Origin of the sequence: Burkholderia sp. A2 (assembly GCF_001729305.1) — a bacterium.
Taxonomy (GTDB): domain Bacteria; phylum Pseudomonadota; class Gammaproteobacteria; order Burkholderiales; family Burkholderiaceae; genus Burkholderia; species Burkholderia sola.
The window spans coordinates 118,453-136,939 of sequence record NZ_LZXX01000093.1 but is presented as its reverse complement, the minus strand read 5'-3'; the positions used below and the strand labels follow the sequence as shown (position 1 = coordinate 136,939).

Genomic DNA, 18,487 nt, shown 5'->3' with positions numbered 1-18,487 from the left:
GCGCCGGTGCGTGCCGGCGCCGTCTTGTCGGGTATCGGATAGGGCGTGTCGCGTAGCGGGTGCGACCGACCGCTAGGCGTCGATGCGCTTTCTCAGCGAATCACCGGCAAACGGCATTTCGCGCATGCGCTGGCCGGTCGCGTCGAAGATCGCGTTGGCCAGCGCGCCGGCGGTCGGCCCCATCGACGCCTCGGCCGCGCCGAGAAACGGCGCGCCGGGGCGGTTGACCAGATGGACCTTCACGTTCTGCGGCGCGGCCGAGAAGCGCAGGATCGGGTAGCTGCTCCAGTCGAAGCTGCGAATCCGTTCCGTGTCGTACTTCAGCGCCTCGTACAGCGTCCAGCTCGCGGCCTGCACGATGCCGCCCTCGATCTGGTTGCGGATGCCGTCCGGCGACACGATCTGCCCCGCGTCGACGGCGGCTTCCGCGTGTTCGAGCGTCACCTGGCCGGTTTCCGGCACGACCGACACCTCGACCGCGATCGCGACGTAGGCCATCAGGTTCTTGTACTTGCCGAACGCGAAGCCGACGCCGCGGTTGCGCGCGCGCGGCGGCCGCGGCCAGCCGAAGTGCTTCGCGGCGAGCTGGATCACCTGCCGCGCGCGATGGTCTTCCATGTGACGCAGCCGGAATTCGACCGGATCGACGCCGGCCGCGTGCGCGAGCTCGTCCATGAAGCTTTCGATCGCCCAGACGTTCGTGTGCGCGCCGAGCGAGCGCATCGCGGAGGTCTGCAGCGGCATCGTCGGCGAGAAGTTGTTGACGATGTGCTGGTTCGGCAGCGCGTACAGCGGAATCGCGTTGCGGTCGCCACCGCCCTCCGGTTGCAGCATCGGCGTCGACGGCGCGGGCACGAACGGCGGCTCCAGCATCCGCGCGGGCAGCAGCCGGCCGGCGTTGACGATCCGCTCGTTGTGCGAGCTGCTCCACAGCGCGTAGTTCCAGTCGACGATGCGGCCGCTCGCGTCGAGCGATGCGCTGACCTCCGTCACCATCGCGGGCGTGAAGTGATCCCACGTGTGTTCCTGTTCGCGCATCCATTGCACGCGAATCGGCTTGCCCGGCATCGCGGCGGCGATCAGCGCCGCATGCGCGGCCACGTCGTCCGCACCGTTGTGCCCGTAGCAGCCGGACCCTTCGGTGTGAATGCAGCGCACGTTCGCCTTCGGCATCGACAGCATCTCCGCGAGCGCGTCGCGCAGCGGATAGACGCCCTGCGAGTGGGTCCACACCGTCATCATCCCGTTCTCGAGATGCGCGACCGAACACGACGGCCCGATCGACCCGTGCAGCAGGTAGTTCTTCAGGAACGTCGCGTTCAGCGTCTTCACGGCCGGCGCGGTGGCCGCGTGCGTGTTCGCGATCTCGATGCGCTGCGTCGAGATCCGCTTCAGGTCCGCATGCACGGTGCTGCGCTCGGGCAGCTTGCGGCCCGGCGACCACTGGCAGCCGGCGGCGAGCGCGCGCTGCGCGACCACCGCCTGCCATTCGCCCTGCGCGACCACCGCGAGCATGCTGCCGTTGCGCACGATCCGCACGACGCCGGGCAGCTTCAGGATCGCGGCTTCGTCGAACGACAGCAGCTTCGCGTCGTATACCGGCGGCATCACGACGCGCGCATGCAGCATGCCGGGCAGCTGCATGTCCTGCACGTAGCTGACGCCGCCCGTGACCTTGTTCGGGATGTCGACGCGCGGCAGCGACGTGCCGATCACCGCGAACGTCGCCGGGTTTTTCAGCGGTGACGTGGGCGTCGCGTTGCGGTGCAGGTCGACCGTGCGGATCGCATCGCCGTAGGTCATCGTGCGGCCGTCGGGCGCCGTGATCACCGCGTCGGCGGTCGTCAGCACGCGCGGATCGACGCCGAAGCGTTTCGCCGCGCCTTCCACCAGCAGCGCGCGCACCTGCGCGGTCGCGTTCAGCAGCGCGGAGCCGCTGTCGGCCATCGTGTGACTGCCGGCGGTCAGCCCTTCGTCCGGCGACGCGCCGGTGTCGGCGGTCAGGAACGTGATCAGCGACGGCTTCATGTCGAGTTCCTCGGCGGCCACCTGCAGCAGCGCGGTGCGCACGCCGGTGCCGAGCTCGACCTTGCCGGTAAATACGGTGACCTTGCCGTCGGGCGCGATCTTGACCCATGCATCGAGCAGCGGATTGGTCTTCAGGCTGCCGGCGAGCGCCTGCGTGGCCTTCGCCACGTGCACGGCCGCGCCTTCGTCGGCGATCACCATCTGCGCGGCCGCGCGCGACGCGGGCGCGAGACTGAACGCGACGAACAGCGCGCCGGAGACGATGAAGTGCCGGCGGCCTTCGTCGATGTCGTCGTGGGAATTCATTACAGCCCCTTGCTGATCGTGACGGGAGCGGAAGCCGGTTCGGGGGCCGGCAGCCCCGCGACCGAGCGCACCGCCGCGAGAATCCGCATGTGCGTGCCGCAGCGGCACAGATTCGGTTCCATGTGCGTGCGCAGTTCCTGTTCGGTCGGCTTCGGATTGCGTTCGAGCAGCGCCTGCGCGCGCATGATCATCCCGGCGATGCAGTAGCCGCACTGCGCGGCCTGATGCTCGACGAACGCGCGCTGCAGCGGGCCCGGATGCTCGGCGGTGCCGAGGCTTTCGATGGTGCGCACGCTGCGCGAGCCGACCGCGGCCACCGGCATCAGGCACGAGAAGGTCGGCTTGCCGTCGACGATCACGGTGCAGGCGCCGCATTGGCCGAGGCCGCAGCCGAACTTCGCGCCGTGCAGGTGCAGGTCGTTGCGCAGCGCGTACAGCAGCGGCGTGGACGGATCGATGTCCAGCGTGTGCCGCACGCCGTTGACGGTGAGGGTAATCATCGTGCGGTGTCCTCTTTTCTGAGCTTCGCGGCCATCGCGTCGACGCCCGCCCACGCGGGACGATCGGTATAGGTCTCGCGCACGTACGCGGCGAGATCGGCGATCTGCGCGTCGTCGTACTGGTCGATGAACGACGGCATGTAGTTCAGCGTGTCCTCGCCGTGCCAGCCGATCCCGTTGAACATCATCTGGATCGCGTTGCGCGGCGTATCGGCGTTGACTGCCGTGCTGAACGACAGCGTCGGCCGCTCGCCGATCGACTGCATCGGCGCGGCCGGCCCGTGGCACTGCGCGCACGACGCCTGGAACAGCGTCGCGCCGCGCTGCGCGGCCGGCGTCGTCGCGGCGCGTTGGAGCGGATTCGCGGCCGCACGCGCGGTCGCCGGCTTCTGGATCGACAGGATGTACGCGGCGATCGCCTCGACGTCCTCCACCGGCACCGTCGCAAGGTCGCGCGTGACCGGCAGCATCGGCCCGGCCGCCGCGCCGTGCTCGCTCGCGCGGCCGGTGCGCAGGTAGGTGACGAGTTGCGCCTGCGTCCACGGCCGAGCGGCCTGGCCGAGCGCATTGAGCGGCGGCGCTTCCCAGCCGTCGACGATGCCGCCGTCGAACGCGCGGCCGCGCTGCTCGCCGCCGATCGCGTTCAGCGGCGAATGGCACGACGCGCAGTGGCCGAGCCCGTCGACGAGCATCCTGCCGCGGTTCCATTGCGCGGACTGCGAGGGGTCGGGCTGATACGCGCCTTCGCGCAGGAACAGCACGTTCCAGAACGCGACCAGCGGCCGGAAGTTCAGCGGAAAGATCAGGTCGTTGGCGGGCGCCGTCGCATGTACCGGCTCACGCGTCATCAGGTACGCGTAAGCGGCGGCGATGTCGTCGTCCGACATCCGCGTGAAATGAATGTACGGAAACGCCGGGTAGAGCGGCTGGCCGTTGCGTCCGATGCCGGTGCGCAATGCACGGGCGAATGCGTCGCGCGACCAGCGGCCGATCCCCGTTTCGGCGTCCGGCGTGATGTTGGTCGCGTAGATCGTGCCGAACGGCGTCGCGAGCGGCAAGCCGCCCGCGAACGGCTTGCCGTCCTTCGCGGTGTGGCACACGATGCAGTCGCCGAGCGCGACGACGCGCGCGCCGGCGCGCACCAGTTGCGGATCGAACGAAGCAGGGGCGGGCGGATCGATCGGCGCGATCGACGGCCGCACCATGATGCCGATCGCGACCGCGATGCCCGCGACCGCGATGCCGGCCGCGCCGAACCAGAGTCGTTTGTGCTTCATGCGCGCTCCGCGCGAAGCGGTGCGCCGCACGTCGTGCGCGGCGCGCCCGCGGCGTCGTGCGTCGGCCGGCCGGGCCGCGAACGCGTGGCAGCGCGGCGGTGATTGGCAACTGGATTCACGTTGTCACTCCATCAATCGAAAAGGCGCGCAGGCGCTGGCCTGCGCGGTCGCTCTTGCACCCAGTCTACGCAGACGCCCGCGTCATTTCCTGAAGCCGGGCTGAAACGTTCTGAACGGGGTCCGGCCCGGTTCGGCGGCGCCCGGCACGCCCGCGCTAGATCCGCAGCAGCCGGCCCGCATTGCCGCCGAGCACCAGCGCGCGCTGGTCGTCGGGCAGGTCCAGCCGGTCGAGAAAACGCACCGGTTGCGCGTAGCCCATGTCGAAGCAATAGTCGCTGCCGAGCACCAGCCGGTCGATGCCGACGTTCTCGATCAGAAAGTTCAGCACCGGCCCCGAGTGGGACACCGTGTCGTAGCTGAAGCGCCGCAGATAGCGGCTCGGCTGTTGCGCGAGCCGGCGCGTTTCCGGCCGGACGCTCCACCCGGCGTCGAGCCGGCCGACGAGGATCGGCAGCGCGCCGCCCGCATGCGGCAGCGTGACGTGCAGCGCCGGATGGCGGTCGAGCACGCCGCCGAGTATCAGGTGCGAAGCGGCGATTGCCGTATCGAACGGATTGCCGAGCAGGTTGCTCAGGTAGAAATCGCCGAGGCGCGCGCCGCCGACGGTTTGCTGCGGGTGCAGGAACACCGGCAGCCCGAGCTGCTCGATGCGCGCGAACACCGGCGCGAACCGCGGATCGTCGAGGTCGCGGTTGTCGATGTTCGTGCCCATGTACACGCCGCGCACGCCAGGCAGCGACGACGCGCGCTCGAGCTCGTCGATCGCATCGGTCGCGTCGAGCATCGGCAGCGTCGCGAGGACGACGAAGCGCGCCGGATGCCGCTGGTGCACGCGCGACGCGGCGGTGTTCCATGTGCGCGCCAGTTTCGCGTTGAACGGCCGGTCGCCCCAGTACGCCATCGGCACGCTCAGCGACAGCGCCTGCACGTCGACGCCCGACGCGTCCATGTCCTTGAGCCGCGCGTCGACGTCGATGAATTTCATCGGCAGCGGCCCGAGGCCGCCGGCTGGCGTGCGGAACGTGAACGTCGTGTCGTCGCACGCGAATGCGCCGCCGAACCGCTTGCCTTCGCCGCCGACGAGGTCGCAGAAGCTTTCCGGGTAATAGTGCGCGTGGATGTCGATCGCGCGCGGCCGCCGGGCCGGCAGCGTGGCTGCCGCGGACGACGCGGGCGCCGGTTGCGCGGCCGCGGCCGGGCGTCCGGCAAGGGCCGCGACGGCAAGCGCGGCGAATGTGCCGAGCATGCGGCGCCGGCCGGTGGGCAGACAGCAGGGGCAGGTCATCGGATCGTCTCCAGGTCGTGATTGTCGTGTTGTGGCGCGCCGCGGCGCGGCTGGGCGCCGAGTTCGCATGCGACGAGCTGCGCGTCGAACCGCGCGCGTTCGCGTCGCGCGCGGGCCGAGCCGTCGGTGGCCGACACCGCGACGATCGCGACGAACGCGGCGGCCATCGAGAACAGCGCCGGATATTCGTACGGGTAGGGCGCGTGCGCGTGGCCGAGCACCTGGACCCAGACGGTCGGGCTCAGCACGGTGAGCGTGACCGCCGTGACGAGCCCGATCGTGCCGCCGATCACCGCGCCGCGCGTGGTCAGGCCGCGCCAGTAGATCGAGAGCAGCAGCACCGGAAAATTCGAGCTGGCGGCGATCGAGAACGTGAGGCTGACGATGAACGCGATGTTCTGCTTCTCGAATGCGATGCCCAGCACGATCGCGAGCACGCCGAGCACCAGCGTCGTCGCGCGTGCGACGCGCATTTCTTCGCGGTCGGTCGCCTGGCCGCGGCGCAGCACGTTCGCATAGAGGTCGTGCGAGATCGCCGACGAGCCGGCGAGCGTCAGCCCGGCGACCACGGCGAGAATCGTCGAGAACGCGACCGCGCAGATGAAACCGAGGAAAAAGTTGCCGCCGACCGCATGCGCGAGATGGATCGCCACCATGTTCGCGCCGCCGGCCACCGCGCCGGACGCATCGTGATACCGCGGGTCCGCCGCGACGAGCGCGATCGTGCCGAAGCCGATCACGATGATCAATGCATAGCCGGCCCCGACGATGCCGGTTGCATGGAGGATGCTCTTGCGCGCCGCGCCGACGTCGCCGACCGTGAAGAAGCGCATCAGGATGTGCGGCAGGCCGGCCGTGCCGAAGATGAGCGCGAGGCCAAGCGACACCGCGGACACCGGGTCGGACACGAGGCCGCCCGGCCGCATGATGGCCGCGTGCTTCGGATGGACGCGCAGCGCCTGCGCGAACAGCGCGTCGAGGCTGAAGCCGAAGCGGCTCAGCACCATGAACGCCATGAAGGCCGCGCCGGCGAGCAGCAGCACGGCCTTGACGATCTGGATCCACGTGGTGGCGAGCATGCCGCCGAAGAACACGTAGACGACCATCAGCACGCCGACGATCACCACCGCGGCCGTGTAGTCGAGCCCGAACAGCAGCTCGACGAGCTTGCCGGCGCCGACCATCTGGGACACGAGATACAGCAGGACGATGACGATCGAGCTCGACGCGGCGAACGCGCGGATCGGCCGTGGCTGCAGCCGGTACGACACGACGTCGGCGAGCGTGTACTTGCCGAGGTTGCGCAACGGCTCCGCGATCAGGAACAGGATGATCGGCCAGCTCGCGAGAAAGCCGACCGAATAGATCAGCCCGTCGTAACCGCTCGTGAACACGAGCGCGGAGATGCCGAGCAGCGATGCGGCCGACATGTAGTCGCCGGCGATCGCCCAGCCGTTCTGCAGCGCGGTGATGCGGCCGCCGGCCGCGTAATGATCGGCGACGCTGCGGTTCTGGCGGGCGGCCCAGCGCGTGATGACGAGCGTCGACGCGACGAACAGCACGAACATGCCGATGGCGACCGGATTGTGCGGGTGCGCGAGCGGGGCGGAGCCCGCCGCGAACGCCGGCGCCGCGGCTGCGCTCGCAGTTGCAGCGAGGAGGATGGCGAAGGTGCGTTTCATTGGGCGCCTCCGTCGCGGATCGACGCGACGAGCGCGTCGTGCACCGCATTCGCACGCCGCACGTACAGCGCGACGAGCGCGAACGTCGCGACGAACATGCCGAAGCCGACCGGGATGCCCCACGTGGTCGGGCGGCCCGGCACGATCGGCCGGCCGAGCCATGCCGGCGAGAACGCCAGCGACAGGATGAACGCGAAGTAAAGCGCGAGCATGACGGCGGTCAGCGACCACGCGAAGCGCCTCCTTCGCGTGACGAGATGGCGGAAGCGGGCATCGCGCAGCAGCGGATGCGTGGCCGCGGCGGGCACGTCCTGATCGGGTGCGGGGCCGGCGGCAGCCGGAATCGAGCGGTTCACGGTGTCTCCTTGTCGGTATGGGGCGGGGCGCGATGCGGCGGACGCGAGATGTCGTGCATGCGCCCGCCGGTGGTCAGAACCGCGGCGGCACGGCCGTTTCGCGCATCACGACTTCCGCGGTGCGGTAGCGCTCGGCCATCTCGCGTTCGGTGTCGTTCTTCAGTTGCGCCTGCATGTATGCGCCGAGATGGCGCGCGTGTTCCACGATCGCGGCGCCGAACGCCGTGCGCGTTTCGCTGTACGCGTGCAGTGCGTCCAGCGGATCGGCATGCGCGGCCAGCGCGCCGACCAGCGCAAGCGCATCGCCCGCGGCCTTCGTGACGCCCATCCCGCAGTGCGGCCGCGCGACGAATGCCGCATCGCCGAGCAGCGCGATGCGGCCGAACGCCATGCGCCGCACCTCGAGGTCGTAGATCGGCTGGAACAGCGGCTGTGCGGCACGCGACACGACTTCCGCGAACTGCGGCGCGAGCAATGCATGCGCGGCGTCTTCCATGTCGGCGAGCACGTCGCGGCGGATCAGCGTCGGCGGAATGCCGGTCGCCCACAGCTTGCCCGTCGCGTCGGTGAGCAGGTTCGGCAGGTCGGTGTCCTCGCGGGTCGCGCGATACCACACGAAGTTGTAGCGGCGCTCGCCGGGCCGCGTGCTGTTGTGCTGGCCGGCGACCGGGTAGCCGAGGATCTGCTCGCGCGGCGGCAGGCCGAACGCGAACTTGTCGAACAGCGCCGCGTGCGTGCGCCCGGACAGTTCGCGCTCGTCGACGAGGCCGCGCCACGCGACGTAGCCCGCGTACTGCAGGCGCGCGTCCGGCAGGAATCGTTCACGGATCGCCGAACGGAAGCCGTCGGCCGCGACGACGAGGTCGGCATGCACGACCGACCCGTCGGCCAGCGTGAGGGTGGCGTGCTCGGGCCCGTCCGCGACGTCGGCGACGACGGCCCCCGCGTGATGGTGCTGGTCGGGCAGCGCGGCGCGCAGGACGTGGTACATCTTGCTCCATGCGGTCAGCGTCTGCGGCAGTTGCCGCTCGGATGCGAGCGAGCCGTCCCGCGCGAGCGTGACGCGCGATTCGACGTTCACGCCGATCGATGCGTCGATGCGCACGCCGGCCGCGCGCAGCACGTCGAACAGCTCCGGATGCGTGACGATGCCGGCGCCGCGGCCGGACAGCGCGTCGGGCACGCGTTCGAACACGTCCACGTCCCAGCCGTTGCGCAGCAACAGGTTCGCGGCGAACAGCCCGCCCAGCGAGCCGCCGACGATGGCGGCCTTGCGATGCGTCGAATGGGTGCGCATGTCAGTCTCCACGGGTAGCGGCGGCCGCTGCTGCGCCGCGCATGTCGAGGCCGGCGACTTCGGCGGCCGGGTAGTTCAGTTCGATCGTCACACCGGACGGATCCTCGATGAAGACCTGATGCAATCCGAGGCTCGGCACGGTGCGGTCGCGCCATGCGACGTGCTCGGCACGCAGCGTGCGCCACATCGCCTCGACGCCGGTCGCGACGAACGCGATGTGGTCGACGGTGCCGGTGCCCGCGGCCGGCACGGGCTTGTCGCCGAGATACGCGGCGAGCCCGTTCGGGTTGGCCGGATCGATGCCGATCAGGTGGACCGTCCCGTAATCGGCTTCGTCGTCACCGAGGTAGAGCCACGCGCCCGGAAAGTCGAACGGCGGGCGGTAGCCGCGTCTGAAGCCGAGCACGCGTTCGTAGAAGCGGCACGATGCGTCGAGATCGGGCGTGCGGATCGAGTAATGCGCGAGTCGGGATACGGGCATGACGAACCTCTTGTTTATCGAAGGATAAGTTATCGTTCGATAAATTCTAGGCCGAAAACGGCGTAGCGCAAAGCCGTGATCGAGTCGTGTTAACCCTTGGCCCGGAATCGGGGGCGAATCGGGGATGAACGGGCGCCGATGGCGCCGCGTGTCGCGTTACGACGGAACTTCGCCGGCGACGACTTCGTCCGCGTAGCACCAGATCCAGCGCTCGCCGGGCTCGATCGAGCGGACGAGCCGGTGGCCGGTTTCGTGGAAATGCCGGCTCGCGTGGCGATTCGGCGACGAGTCGCAGCAGCCGACGTGCCCGCAGATCAGGCACATCCGCAAATGCACCCAGCGGCTGCCCGATCGGATGCATGCCTCACAGTAGTCCTTGTCGGTGTCGAACACGCGTGCTTCGTCGAGATGCGTACAGGCGTTGGCCATCTTGCGCTCCGGTGCCGGCGCGGGAGCGACGCTTGCGGCACGGCCGGCGCGAAGCCGCAAGCGGGAGGGGTACGCGGCATTGTGCAGCGTCGCGTCGCGGCCGCACCTTAATTGTCATGAAGCGGCCCGCGCGGCGCGCGGCGGCGGCGTACAGTCGCGGATGCGTCCGGCGGGGCACTGGTCGGACCGCATTCGACATCGACATCATCGGGAGGCGCTCATGGATCAACCGCAACACCTGCGGATCGTCGGCCTGCCGCACAGCAGGGATGCGTACGCGATTCGCGATTTCCTGCAGCGGCGCATGATTGCGTACGACTGGTGCGAGCTGACATCCGACGCGGACTGCGCGCAGGTGCTCGGCATCGCGCCGCTGCGCGACATCCGGCTGCCGGTCGTGATCTTTCCGGACGGCTCGCGCCTGTACCAGCCGACCCTGGCCGAGATCGCCGCGCGGCTCGGCTGGATCGCGCGCCCGCGCTTCGTCGAATACGACGTGTCGATCTACGGCGCGGGGCCGGCCGGGCTGTCGGCGGCGGTCTACGCGGCGTCCGAGGGGCTGCGTGCGGTCGTGATCGAGCGCGGCGCGATAGGCGGGCAGGCCGGCACGAGTTCGCTGATCGAGAACTACATGGGCTTTCCCGACGGCATCCCGGGTGCGGAGCTCGCGGAACGCGCGCGCGAGCAGGCGGTGAAGTTCGGCGTCGAGCTGCTGACGATGCGCGAGGGCGTGCATGCGACGTTCGTCGACGGCAAGATCCGCGTCGAGCTCGCCGACGGGTCGATCCTGGTCGCGCGCGCGAACATCTGCGCGACCGGCATCGAATATCGCAGCCTCGGGCTGCCGGAGGAGCCGGCGTTTCTCAATGCGGGGCTGTTCTACGGCGCCGGGTCGAGCGAAGCGCCGATGTGCGCGGGCGAGCAGGTGTTCATCGTCGGCGGCGGCAATTCGGCCGGCCAGGCCGCGATGAATTTCGCGCGGCATGCGCGTCAGGTGACGATGCTCGTGCGCGGTGCGTCGCTTGCCGACACGCTGTCGCGCTACCTGATCGACCGGATCGAGCGGACGCCGAACATCGAGGTGCGCTACCGGTCGAGCGTCGCCGCGCTGCACGGCGACGGCTGGCTCGACGCGATCGAGCTTCGCTCGGCGGACGGCACGCTCGAACGGCTGCCGGCCACGCGCCTGTTCGTGTGCATCGGCGGCGCGCCGAATACCGACTGGGCGAAGGACACCGACATCATCCGCAATCCGGGCGGTTATCTCGTGACCGGCGGCGACCTGTACGACTGTCCGGCGTTCGAGCGCGTATGGCCGCTCGAACGCCGGCCGTACCATCTGGAAACCAGCGTGCCGGGATCGTTCGCGGCCGGCGACGTGCGATCGGGATCGGTCAAGCGCGTCGCGTCGGCGGTCGGCGAAGGCGCGATGGCCGTGACCTTCGTGCACCGGTTTCTCGGCGAGGATGCCCATCGGCTCGCGGGCGCGTGACGCGCTCGCGGGCCGTTCGATCCATTCATCGCGCGTCGGCCTGCGTCGCGCCGCGTAACCCGTCCCGGCCGGCGCGCGCCGGCGGCGTCCATCCGCCGCCCAACGCGCGCACGAGGCTCACCGTCGCGACGGCCAGCGCCTGCCGGCTGTGAATCAGCTGGCGCCGCGCATTCAGCGCATCGCGATCGGCGTCGATCACTTCCAGGTAGCTGACGTAACCGTGCGCGTAGCGGCTCAGCGACAGCCGCGCCGCCGCGTCCGTCGCGCGCGCCGCATGGTCGTAGCGCACGATCCGCTCCTTTTGCGCGGCGATGTCGTTGAGCGCATCCTGCACGTCGCGCAATGCGCCGATCGCGGTCGCGCGATAGTTGGCGTCGGCGACGTCCGTGCCGGCCCGCGCGGCGGCCACCGCCGCGTCGCGCTTGCCGCCGTCGAACAGCGTCAGCGCGACGTTCGCGCCGAGACTCCATAGCGAGCTGTTGCGGTCGAGAAACGACCGCAGGTCGCGGGTGGCGAAACCGCCGTCGGCGGTCAGCGTCAGCGTCGGCAGCCACGCGGTGCGCGCGATGCCGAGCTCGAGCGACGCCGCGTCGGCGCGCCGTGCCGCCGCGAATACGTCCGGGCGTCGGGCGAGCAGCGCGGACGGCAGCCCGGCCGGCACATCCGGCACCTGCACGGGCACGGCGCCCGTGTCGACGTCGAACGCGGTCGGCGACACGCCGGTCAGCACCGCGATCGCGTCGACGAGGTTCTCGCGCAGCCGGCGGCTCTCCGCGAGATCGGCCTGCGCGGTATCGAGATCGGCCGACGCGCGCAGCCCGTCGAGATCGCTCGCCGCGCCGGCCCGCACGCGCGCGGCGATCACGTCGAGCGCGGTGCGCCGCAGCCCGATCGCGCGCGTGAGCGTCACGAGATCGTCGTCGACGTAGCGCAGCGTCAGGTAGTCGATCGCGACTTCGGTCGCCACCCGCAGACGCACCGCATCGCGGTCGGCCGCCGCCTGCAGCACGTTCTGTTCGCCGACGTCGGCATCGCCGCGCAAGCGCCCCCATAGATCGACTTCGTAGCTCGCGGCGACGGGAACCGACCAGTTGTGCATCGTGCGCTTCGGCAGCGCGTTGTCGACCGTGCCGGATACGCGCGTACGGCTGAACGACGGGTCGACGCGCACGGTCGGCGCCAGCGCGGCCTCGCGCACGCCGAGCAGCGCCTGCGCCTGGTCGACGCGCGCGGCCGCCGCGCGGATATCGAGGTTGTGCGCGAGCGCGGCGTCGACGAGGCGGCCGAGCTGCGGGTCGCCGAACCCGGCGGGCCACGCGGCGAGCGACGGCGCGCGCGCATCGGTCGACGGATCGGCATGGCGGAACCCGTCGTGTCCGACCGGAACGGGCGCGAGCGGCTGCGGCGCGATCGAGCATGCGGCCAGCAGGCTCGCGGCGAGCACGGCGAAGGCGCGCTTCATTGCGCTGCGCCGCTGTGCTGCAGCGTGACGACGACCGACAGCCCGGGCCGGATGCGCGGCTCCGTCGCGGCCGGACCGTCGAGCAGGATCTTCACGGGTACGCGCTGCGTGACCTTCGTGAAATTGCCGGTCGCGTTGTCGGGCGGCAGCAGCGCGAACTGCGCGCCGGTCGCGGGCGACAGGCTGTCGATGCGGCCGCTGAACGCGCGCTCCGGCAACGCATCGAAGCGCAGTTGCACGGCGTCGCCGGCGCGCACGTGACGCAGCTGCGTCTCGCGGAAATTGGCGACGATCCACGGATGCGGCTCGACCAGCGTGAGCAGCGCCTGGCCGGGCGCGACATGCTCGCCGGTCTCGACGGTCTTCTTGCCGACATAGCCGTCCGACGGCGCGACGACCGCCGTGTAGCCGAGCTGCAGCAGTGCGTCGCGCAACTCGGCATCGTTCTGGCTCGACGCGGCGTCGGCGGCCTGAGCGGCGGCGATGGCGCTGCGCCGTTGCGCATCGGCCGCCGCGACGCGCGCGCGGGCGGACTTGCGTGCGGCATCGGCCGCATCGAACTCCTGCTTCGACAAGCCGCGCGGCGTCTCGCGGGTCAGTTCGCGTGCACGCGTGTAATCGAGTTCGGCCTTTTCGGCATCGGCGTGCGCCGACACGAGCGCCGCGTCCGCCTGCTCGATCAGCGCGCGGGCGCGGCTCGCATCGGCATGCGCCTGGGCGACGCGTGCGCGCTGCGCCGCGACGCGCACGTCGAAGTCGCGCCGATCGATCTGCACGAGCGCGTCGCCCGCGTGCACGAACTGGTTGTCGTCGACGAGCACACGTTCGACCGTGCCGGCGACGCGCGGCGAGATCACGTGCAGGTGGCCGGTCACGTACGCGTCGTCGGTGCCGCGATCGCGTGCGTCGAACTCGTACACGAGCAATGCGACGAGCAGCAGCGCGATCGCGGCGATCGCGACGATGGCCGGCTTGCGGGAACGCGGGGGCACGGCGGGCGACGGCGCGGAGGAGGGTGGGGTCATGATCGGCAAACTCCAACGTACGGGCAGGATTCGACGCACCGCGTTATGCTTGCGCCAGCTTGACAGGCGGGAGCCGCTCGACGATGAACACGACGTTCGCCACCGGCAGTGCCGTGCCGGCGCCGGCCGCAGGGCCGGCCTCCGACATTCCGACGTTTCGGTCGATCGCCGCGATCGCGGCCGTGCTGCTCGGCGCGATCATCGCGACGCTGACGTCGCGCATCACGTCGCTCGGGTTGGCCGACGTGCGCGGCGCGCTGGGCATCGGCTTCGACGAAGGCGCGTGGATCAACACCGCGTTCACCGCATCGCAGATGTTCGTCGGGCCGCTCGCGATCGCGGCGGCCTTCATGTTCGGCACGCGCCGCGTGCTGGTCGCGGGCGCCGTGGTGTTTCTCGGCGCGGAAACCGTGCTGCCCCTCTGCACGCAATTCGGCGCGTTCATCGTGTGCCAGGCGATCGCGGGGCTCGCGTCCGGCGTGTTCGTGCCGCTGACGGTCGGCTTCGTCGTGCGCACGCTGCCGCCGCGCCTGATTCCATTCGGCATCGCCGCGTATGCGATGAATCTGGAGATGTCGCTGAACCTGTCTGCCACGCTCGAAGGCTGGTACAGCGAACACCTGAGCTGGCGCTGGCTGTTCTGGCAGAACGCGGCGCTGACCGTGCCGTTCATCGCGTGCCTGATGCTGTCGCTCGCCGACGAGCCGATCAAGCGCTTCGCGTCCGGCATCGACGCGCGCGGGATGCTGCTCGGCGCGGGCGGGTTCGCGTGCCTGTGCATCGCGCTCGACCAGGGCGAGCGGCTGTTCTGGCTGCAGTCGCCGCTGATCGTCGCGCTGCTGGCCGTCGGCATCCTGATGATCGCCGCATTCCTGATCCACGAACTCGCGTCGCCGCGCGCGGGCATCGATCTCGGCTATCTGGCGCGGCCCAACATCGCGCTGTTGATCCTGCTCGTCGGCCTCGTGCGCTTCACCGTGCTCAACACGAGCTTCATCCCGTCGCTGTTCCTCGCCAGCACGTACGGGCTGCGCCCGCTGCAGATCGGCGATACGCTGCGCTGGATCGCGATGCCGCAGCTGCTGTTCGCGCCGTGCGTCGCGCTGTTGCTGCAGCGTGTCGACCCCCGCCGGCTGATCGTCGCCGGCTTCGCGATGGTGGCGATCGCGTTCGCGCTCGGGTCGCGGCTCACGCCGGTCTGGGCCGAGCCCGACTTCATTCCGTCGCAACTGCTGCAGGCGCTCGGCCAGACGATGGCGCTCACGTCGGTCATCTTCTTCTTCGGCAAGCACGTGACGGCCGAGCATGCGTTGACGTTCGGCGCGGTCGTGCAGGCGACGCGCCTGCTGAGCGGACAGCTCGGCACGACGTCGATCGCGGTGATTCAGCGGATCAGGGAGGCTACCCATTCGAATCTGGTCGGTCTGCATGTGTCGCTGTCGGATCCGGAAACGCTCGAACGGCTGCGGGCCGGCGCGGCGTCGCTGGTCGCGCACGGCGCCACGTTCGCGACGGGCAACCAGGCGACCTATGCGCTCGTCGACCGCGCGGTGCGCGTGCAGGCTACCACGCTCGCGCTGGCCGACAATTTCCGCGTGGCGATGGCGTTCGCGCTCGCCGGCGCGCTGCTCGGCATCCTGCTGCGCCCGGTGCGGGCGCCGTGAGCGTCGCACCGGGCGATCTGAAATTTCCTGAAAATTCCTGAACGGCGTGTGTGCAGCGTCCGTCGCGGCGACATGTGCGCCGCCGCGGCAGACGGCGTGCTTACGCCTGCAGGAACGCGAGCAACTCGGCGTTGATGCGGTCGGCGCTCACGACGCACATGCCGTGCGAGCCGCCCTCGATCACCTTCAACACCGCGTGCTTGACGATCTTCGACGACAGCCGGGCCGAATCGTCGATCGGCACGATCTGGTCGTCGTCGCCGTGCAGCACGAGCGTCGGCACGTCGAATTTCTTCAGGTCGTCGGTGTAGTCGACTTCCGAGAACTCCTTCACGCACAGGTACTGGCCGTGGATGCCACCCATCATCCCCTGCGACCAGAACGCGTCGATCGTGCCCTGCGAGACCTTCGCGTTCGGGCGATTGAAGCCGAAGAACGGCACGGCGAGATCCTTGTAGAACTGCGAACGGTTCTCCGCGACGTTCTTGCGGATGCCGTCGAACACTTCCATCGGCAGGCCGCCCGGATTGGTCGGCGACTTCACCATCTGCGGCGGCACCGCGCCGATCAGCACGGCCTTCGCCACGCGCTTCGTGCCGTGGCGGCCGATATAGCGCGCGACTTCGCCGCCGCCGGTGGAGTGGCCGACGAGCATGGCTTCGCGCACGTCGAGCGCGTCGAGCAGCGCGGCGAGATCGTCCGCGTACGTGTTCATGTCGTTGCCGCGCGACGGCTGGCTGGAGCGGCCGTGACCGCGGCGGTCGTGCGCGATCACGCGATAGCCGCGCTGGACGAGGAACAGCATCTGCGCATCCCACGCGTCCGCGCACAGCGGCCAGCCGTGCGAGAACACGACCGGGCGGCCGCTACCCCAGTCCTTGAAGTAGATCTGCGTGCCGTCCTTGGTCGTGATCGTGTTCATCGTCTGCGCTCCTGCATGGACTGAAGAGGGGCTTGGGGACGGCGTGCCGGCGGCGGCCGCCATCGCGGGCAGCGCGGCCGCGGCAACGGCCGTCGCGCCGGCGAGCAGCATGTCGCGGCGGCGGGCCGACGCAACGGCATCGGTCTGTTCGGGATGCATCTGGACTCCTGAGGTAGGCGGCGGCGAGGCCGCACGGGATGGTGGATCGGTGGCGGCCGGCCGCGGCCATCCCGCCCGGCAGCCGTCCGGCGTGCGCTGCCGCGCGTCGACTGGCGCGCGCGGACGAACGAATGCCGTCGGGAGCGTATCCCGGCGCGATGCGCGCCGTACTGAAATCCGGCTGAATTTTCTTGAACGCCGCGGCGCCGCGCGCGGATTTGCCGCGCTGCAGAAAAATTAAGCGCGGGACAGGGACTCTTCAGCGCACGGCGACTATCGTCAGCATCGGGTCACCGGCACACGTTGCGCGCCACGCGAACGGGCCGGCGGGCCCGCTCCGCCCGTCACCTGCCTGGATATGCCGCCATGGACGCCTTCAATCGCTGGGAGCACATGATCACGTCGCTCGGACCGCTGCCCGTCGCGGGCGTCCGGATGCTGCCGATGCCGCGCGCGCGGGAGACGGACGGCTCGCGTCGCCCGCATCGGGACGATGCGCCGGTGCCGTCGAGCGGCGACGTGCGCCGCCGCAGCGCGATCGTCGCCGTCGAGCGGCAGACCGATTCGTCGATGCTGGTGTCGTGGAGCGATCCGACGCGCTGCCGCTACGACGAACAACGCTGGATCTGCGCGAAGGCGCGCAGGCTGGCGCGCTGCGCGCTCACCGGGCAGCCGATCCGGATCGGCGACGCGATCTACAAACCCCAGTGGCGCGGCGAGAAACGCCCCGCGAACTGCCGCGAGATGGTCCTCGCGACGGCGCTCGAGCAGTTCGTCGCCCGGCAGTCCCGGGCATGACGCACCGCGCCGCACGCTTCGGCCGCGTGCGCGGCCGCGACTTTCCTACCTGAAAGGAACCCTCATGAGCACGTTCACCACCCGCGACGGCGTGTCGATTCACTACAAGGACTGGGGCAGCGGCCGCCCGGTCGTGTTCATTCACGGCTGGCCGCTGAACGCCGACATGTGGGACGTGCAGATGCATCATCTCGCGTCGCACGGCCTGCGCTGCATCGCATACGACCGGCGCGGCTTCGGGCGGTCCGGCCAACCGTGGAGCGGATACGACTACGACACGCTGGCCGACGATCTCGCGACGCTGCTCGAGACGCTCGACCTGCACGACGTGACGCTCGTCGGCTTTTCGATGGGCGGCGGCGAGGTGGCCCGCTACATCGGCCGGCACGGCACGCGCCGCATCGCGAAGGCGGTGCTGATCGGCTCGGTGACGCCGCTCGTCGTCCGCCGCGACGATCATCCGGAAGGTGTGGACGTCGCGGTATTCGACGGCATTCGCGCGGGCATCGTGGCCGATCGCGCGGCGTTTTTCGACGGTTTCTGGCCGCTCTTTACCGGTTCGAACCGCGACGGCTCGACGGTGTCGCGCGCGGCGCTCGGCTGGACGTCGGTCATGGCGCTGCAGGGCGGACTGAAGGGCACGCTCGATTGCGTACGCGCGTTTTCCGAGACCGATTTCCGTGCCGACCTGCAACGATTCGACGTGCCGACGCGGGTGATTCATGGCGACGACGACCAGACGGCGCCGCTCGCATTGACCGGCGCCGCCACCGCGAAACGGGTCCCGCATGCGACGCTGAGCGTCTACGAAGGCGGCCCGCACGCGCTCTACCTGACGCACGCGGCCAGGCTGAACGACGAACTGCTGGCGTTCGCGCGGGCCTGAGCCCGCGCCGCGCGGCGAATCGCGCCGCAAACGCGGGCAAACGCGCCGACGGACAGATAGTCGGCCGGCACAATAAAGGCGCCTGAAAATAAACCGGCCGGTCAATCAAAACGAACAATGCGGCGCATTGCTCCGATCAAAAAACATTTCGTCTGATATAACGAAATCGTATTTATCGGCGCATCCACGATTTGCACATGAAACGTGCGCGGCCCTGCCGCATTTCGGTGCGGGGGCGCAAGGCAGCGCTTCGGGCCGGCATTTTTCGTCATTTCAAAAAAATCGTGCCGTTCATTCTGATAATTTGAATCATTCGAC

The 18,487-nt window shown here is 69.8% G+C and carries 17 protein-coding genes; 5 read left to right on the top strand and 12 right to left on the bottom strand.

The genetic code is table 11. The features are described 5' to 3' along the window. Nucleotides 1-72: 72 nt before the first annotated feature. The 9 genes from A9Z05_RS17335 to A9Z05_RS17295 all read right to left on the bottom strand — a co-directional run bounded on the left by A9Z05_RS17335 (nucleotide 73) and on the right by A9Z05_RS17295 (nucleotide 9,761). The gene (locus tag A9Z05_RS17335; RefSeq protein ID WP_069619194.1) at nucleotides 73-2,334 is read right to left on the bottom strand and encodes a molybdopterin cofactor-binding domain-containing protein; all 2,262 of its coding nucleotides are present in this window, start codon (nucleotides 2,332-2,334) and stop codon (nucleotides 73-75) included. Next, nucleotides 2,334-2,834, bottom strand: a complete 501-nt coding sequence (locus A9Z05_RS17330) for a (2Fe-2S)-binding protein (protein WP_069619193.1) — start codon at nucleotides 2,832-2,834, stop codon at nucleotides 2,334-2,336. The genes A9Z05_RS17335 and A9Z05_RS17330 overlap by 1 nt, the downstream gene beginning before the upstream one ends. Then, complete coding sequence (locus A9Z05_RS17325; RefSeq protein WP_069619192.1) at nucleotides 2,831-4,111, bottom strand: cytochrome c; 1,281 nt, start codon at nucleotides 4,109-4,111, stop codon at nucleotides 2,831-2,833. The genes A9Z05_RS17330 and A9Z05_RS17325 overlap by 4 nt, the downstream gene beginning before the upstream one ends. Nucleotides 4,112-4,385: 274 nt before the next feature. Next, on the bottom strand, nucleotides 4,386-5,516 hold the full coding sequence (locus A9Z05_RS17320) for an amidohydrolase family protein (protein WP_069619191.1): 1,131 nt from the start codon (nucleotides 5,514-5,516) through the stop codon (nucleotides 4,386-4,388). Next, nucleotides 5,513-7,198, bottom strand: a complete 1,686-nt coding sequence (gene actP, locus A9Z05_RS17315) for a cation/acetate symporter ActP (protein ID WP_069619190.1) — start codon at nucleotides 7,196-7,198, stop codon at nucleotides 5,513-5,515. The genes A9Z05_RS17320 and actP overlap by 4 nt, the downstream gene beginning before the upstream one ends. Beyond that, nucleotides 7,195-7,554 carry a DUF485 domain-containing protein gene (locus tag A9Z05_RS17310; protein ID WP_069619189.1) on the bottom strand — a complete coding sequence of 120 codons (360 nt, stop codon included), beginning with the start codon at nucleotides 7,552-7,554 and terminating at the stop codon, nucleotides 7,195-7,197. Before A9Z05_RS17310 ends, actP begins: the two co-directional genes overlap by 4 nt. Before the next feature lie 73 nt (nucleotides 7,555-7,627). Next, the gene (locus A9Z05_RS17305) at nucleotides 7,628-8,851 is read right to left on the bottom strand and encodes an FAD binding domain-containing protein (protein ID WP_069619188.1); all 1,224 of its coding nucleotides are present in this window, start codon (nucleotides 8,849-8,851) and stop codon (nucleotides 7,628-7,630) included. A 1-nt stretch (nucleotide 8,852) separates the two neighbouring features. After that, nucleotides 8,853-9,332 carry a VOC family protein gene (locus A9Z05_RS17300; protein WP_069619187.1) on the bottom strand — a complete coding sequence of 160 codons (480 nt, stop codon included), beginning with the start codon at nucleotides 9,330-9,332 and terminating at the stop codon, nucleotides 8,853-8,855. A 156-nt stretch (nucleotides 9,333-9,488) separates the two neighbouring features. Then, nucleotides 9,489-9,761 (bottom strand): UBP-type zinc finger domain-containing protein, encoded by a 273-nt coding sequence (locus A9Z05_RS17295; RefSeq protein WP_069619186.1) that lies wholly within the window; start codon nucleotides 9,759-9,761, stop codon nucleotides 9,489-9,491. 220 nt (nucleotides 9,762-9,981) lie between these two features. Here A9Z05_RS17295 and A9Z05_RS17290 point away from each other — a divergent pair, with 220 nt between their 5' ends. Continuing rightward, complete coding sequence (locus tag A9Z05_RS17290; protein ID WP_069619185.1) at nucleotides 9,982-11,253, top strand: NAD(P)/FAD-dependent oxidoreductase; 1,272 nt, start codon at nucleotides 9,982-9,984, stop codon at nucleotides 11,251-11,253. 25 nt (nucleotides 11,254-11,278) lie between these two features. Here the strand turns inward: A9Z05_RS17290 and A9Z05_RS17285 are convergent, their stop codons facing one another. Beyond that, nucleotides 11,279-12,715, bottom strand: a complete 1,437-nt coding sequence (locus A9Z05_RS17285; protein ID WP_069619184.1) for an efflux transporter outer membrane subunit — start codon at nucleotides 12,713-12,715, stop codon at nucleotides 11,279-11,281. After that, nucleotides 12,712-13,740 carry an HlyD family secretion protein gene (locus A9Z05_RS17280; protein WP_069619183.1) on the bottom strand — a complete coding sequence of 343 codons (1,029 nt, stop codon included), beginning with the start codon at nucleotides 13,738-13,740 and terminating at the stop codon, nucleotides 12,712-12,714. The genes A9Z05_RS17285 and A9Z05_RS17280 overlap by 4 nt, the downstream gene beginning before the upstream one ends. A gap of 83 nt (nucleotides 13,741-13,823) precedes the next feature. On the opposite strand from A9Z05_RS17280, the gene A9Z05_RS17275 reads away from it, so the two are divergent. Then, complete coding sequence (locus A9Z05_RS17275) at nucleotides 13,824-15,404, top strand: MFS transporter (RefSeq protein ID WP_069619182.1); 1,581 nt, start codon at nucleotides 13,824-13,826, stop codon at nucleotides 15,402-15,404. 100 nt (nucleotides 15,405-15,504) lie between these two features. Here A9Z05_RS17275 and A9Z05_RS17270 read toward each other — a convergent pair whose 3' ends face one another. Beyond that, a complete protein-coding gene (locus tag A9Z05_RS17270; protein WP_256122016.1) occupies nucleotides 15,505-16,326 on the bottom strand; it encodes an alpha/beta fold hydrolase in 822 nt (273 codons plus the stop codon). Between A9Z05_RS17270 and A9Z05_RS37835 the strand changes: the two genes are divergently transcribed. From A9Z05_RS37835 to A9Z05_RS17260, 3 genes are all read left to right on the top strand, one after another. Then, complete coding sequence (locus A9Z05_RS37835; RefSeq protein WP_256122015.1) at nucleotides 16,307-16,726, top strand: hypothetical protein; 420 nt, start codon at nucleotides 16,307-16,309, stop codon at nucleotides 16,724-16,726. The genes A9Z05_RS17270 and A9Z05_RS37835 overlap by 20 nt on opposite strands. A gap of 125 nt (nucleotides 16,727-16,851) precedes the next feature. After that, a complete protein-coding gene (locus A9Z05_RS17265) occupies nucleotides 16,852-17,283 on the top strand; it encodes a DUF3331 domain-containing protein (protein ID WP_069619180.1) in 432 nt (143 codons plus the stop codon). A 64-nt stretch (nucleotides 17,284-17,347) separates the two neighbouring features. After that, nucleotides 17,348-18,169, top strand: a complete 822-nt coding sequence (locus tag A9Z05_RS17260; protein ID WP_069619179.1) for an alpha/beta fold hydrolase — start codon at nucleotides 17,348-17,350, stop codon at nucleotides 18,167-18,169. Nucleotides 18,170-18,487: the final 318 nt, after the last annotated feature.

Coding starts and splice junctions, on each gene's coding strand:
- A9Z05_RS17335 (WP_069619194.1), bottom strand. CDS start 2,334: ATGAATTCCCACGACGACATCGACGAAGGCCGCCGGCACTTCATCGTC.
- A9Z05_RS17330 (WP_069619193.1), bottom strand. CDS start 2,834: ATGATTACCCTCACCGTCAACGGCGTGCGGCACACGCTGGACATCGAT.
- A9Z05_RS17325 (WP_069619192.1), bottom strand. CDS start 4,111: ATGAAGCACAAACGACTCTGGTTCGGCGCGGCCGGCATCGCGGTCGCG.
- A9Z05_RS17320 (WP_069619191.1), bottom strand. CDS start 5,516: ATGACCTGCCCCTGCTGTCTGCCCACCGGCCGGCGCCGCATGCTCGGC.
- actP (WP_069619190.1), bottom strand. CDS start 7,198: ATGAAACGCACCTTCGCCATCCTCCTCGCTGCAACTGCGAGCGCAGCC.
- A9Z05_RS17305 (WP_069619188.1), bottom strand. CDS start 8,851: ATGCGCACCCATTCGACGCATCGCAAGGCCGCCATCGTCGGCGGCTCG.
- A9Z05_RS17300 (WP_069619187.1), bottom strand. CDS start 9,332: ATGCCCGTATCCCGACTCGCGCATTACTCGATCCGCACGCCCGATCTC.
- A9Z05_RS17295 (WP_069619186.1), bottom strand. CDS start 9,761: ATGGCCAACGCCTGTACGCATCTCGACGAAGCACGCGTGTTCGACACC.
- A9Z05_RS17290 (WP_069619185.1), top strand. CDS start 9,982: ATGGATCAACCGCAACACCTGCGGATCGTCGGCCTGCCGCACAGCAGG.
- A9Z05_RS17285 (WP_069619184.1), bottom strand. CDS start 12,715: ATGAAGCGCGCCTTCGCCGTGCTCGCCGCGAGCCTGCTGGCCGCATGC.
- A9Z05_RS17280 (WP_069619183.1), bottom strand. CDS start 13,740: ATGACCCCACCCTCCTCCGCGCCGTCGCCCGCCGTGCCCCCGCGTTCC.
- A9Z05_RS17275 (WP_069619182.1), top strand. CDS start 13,824: ATGAACACGACGTTCGCCACCGGCAGTGCCGTGCCGGCGCCGGCCGCA.
- A9Z05_RS17270 (WP_256122016.1), bottom strand. CDS start 16,326: ATGAACACGATCACGACCAAGGACGGCACGCAGATCTACTTCAAGGAC.
- A9Z05_RS17265 (WP_069619180.1), top strand. CDS start 16,852: ATGGACGCCTTCAATCGCTGGGAGCACATGATCACGTCGCTCGGACCG.
- A9Z05_RS17260 (WP_069619179.1), top strand. CDS start 17,348: ATGAGCACGTTCACCACCCGCGACGGCGTGTCGATTCACTACAAGGAC.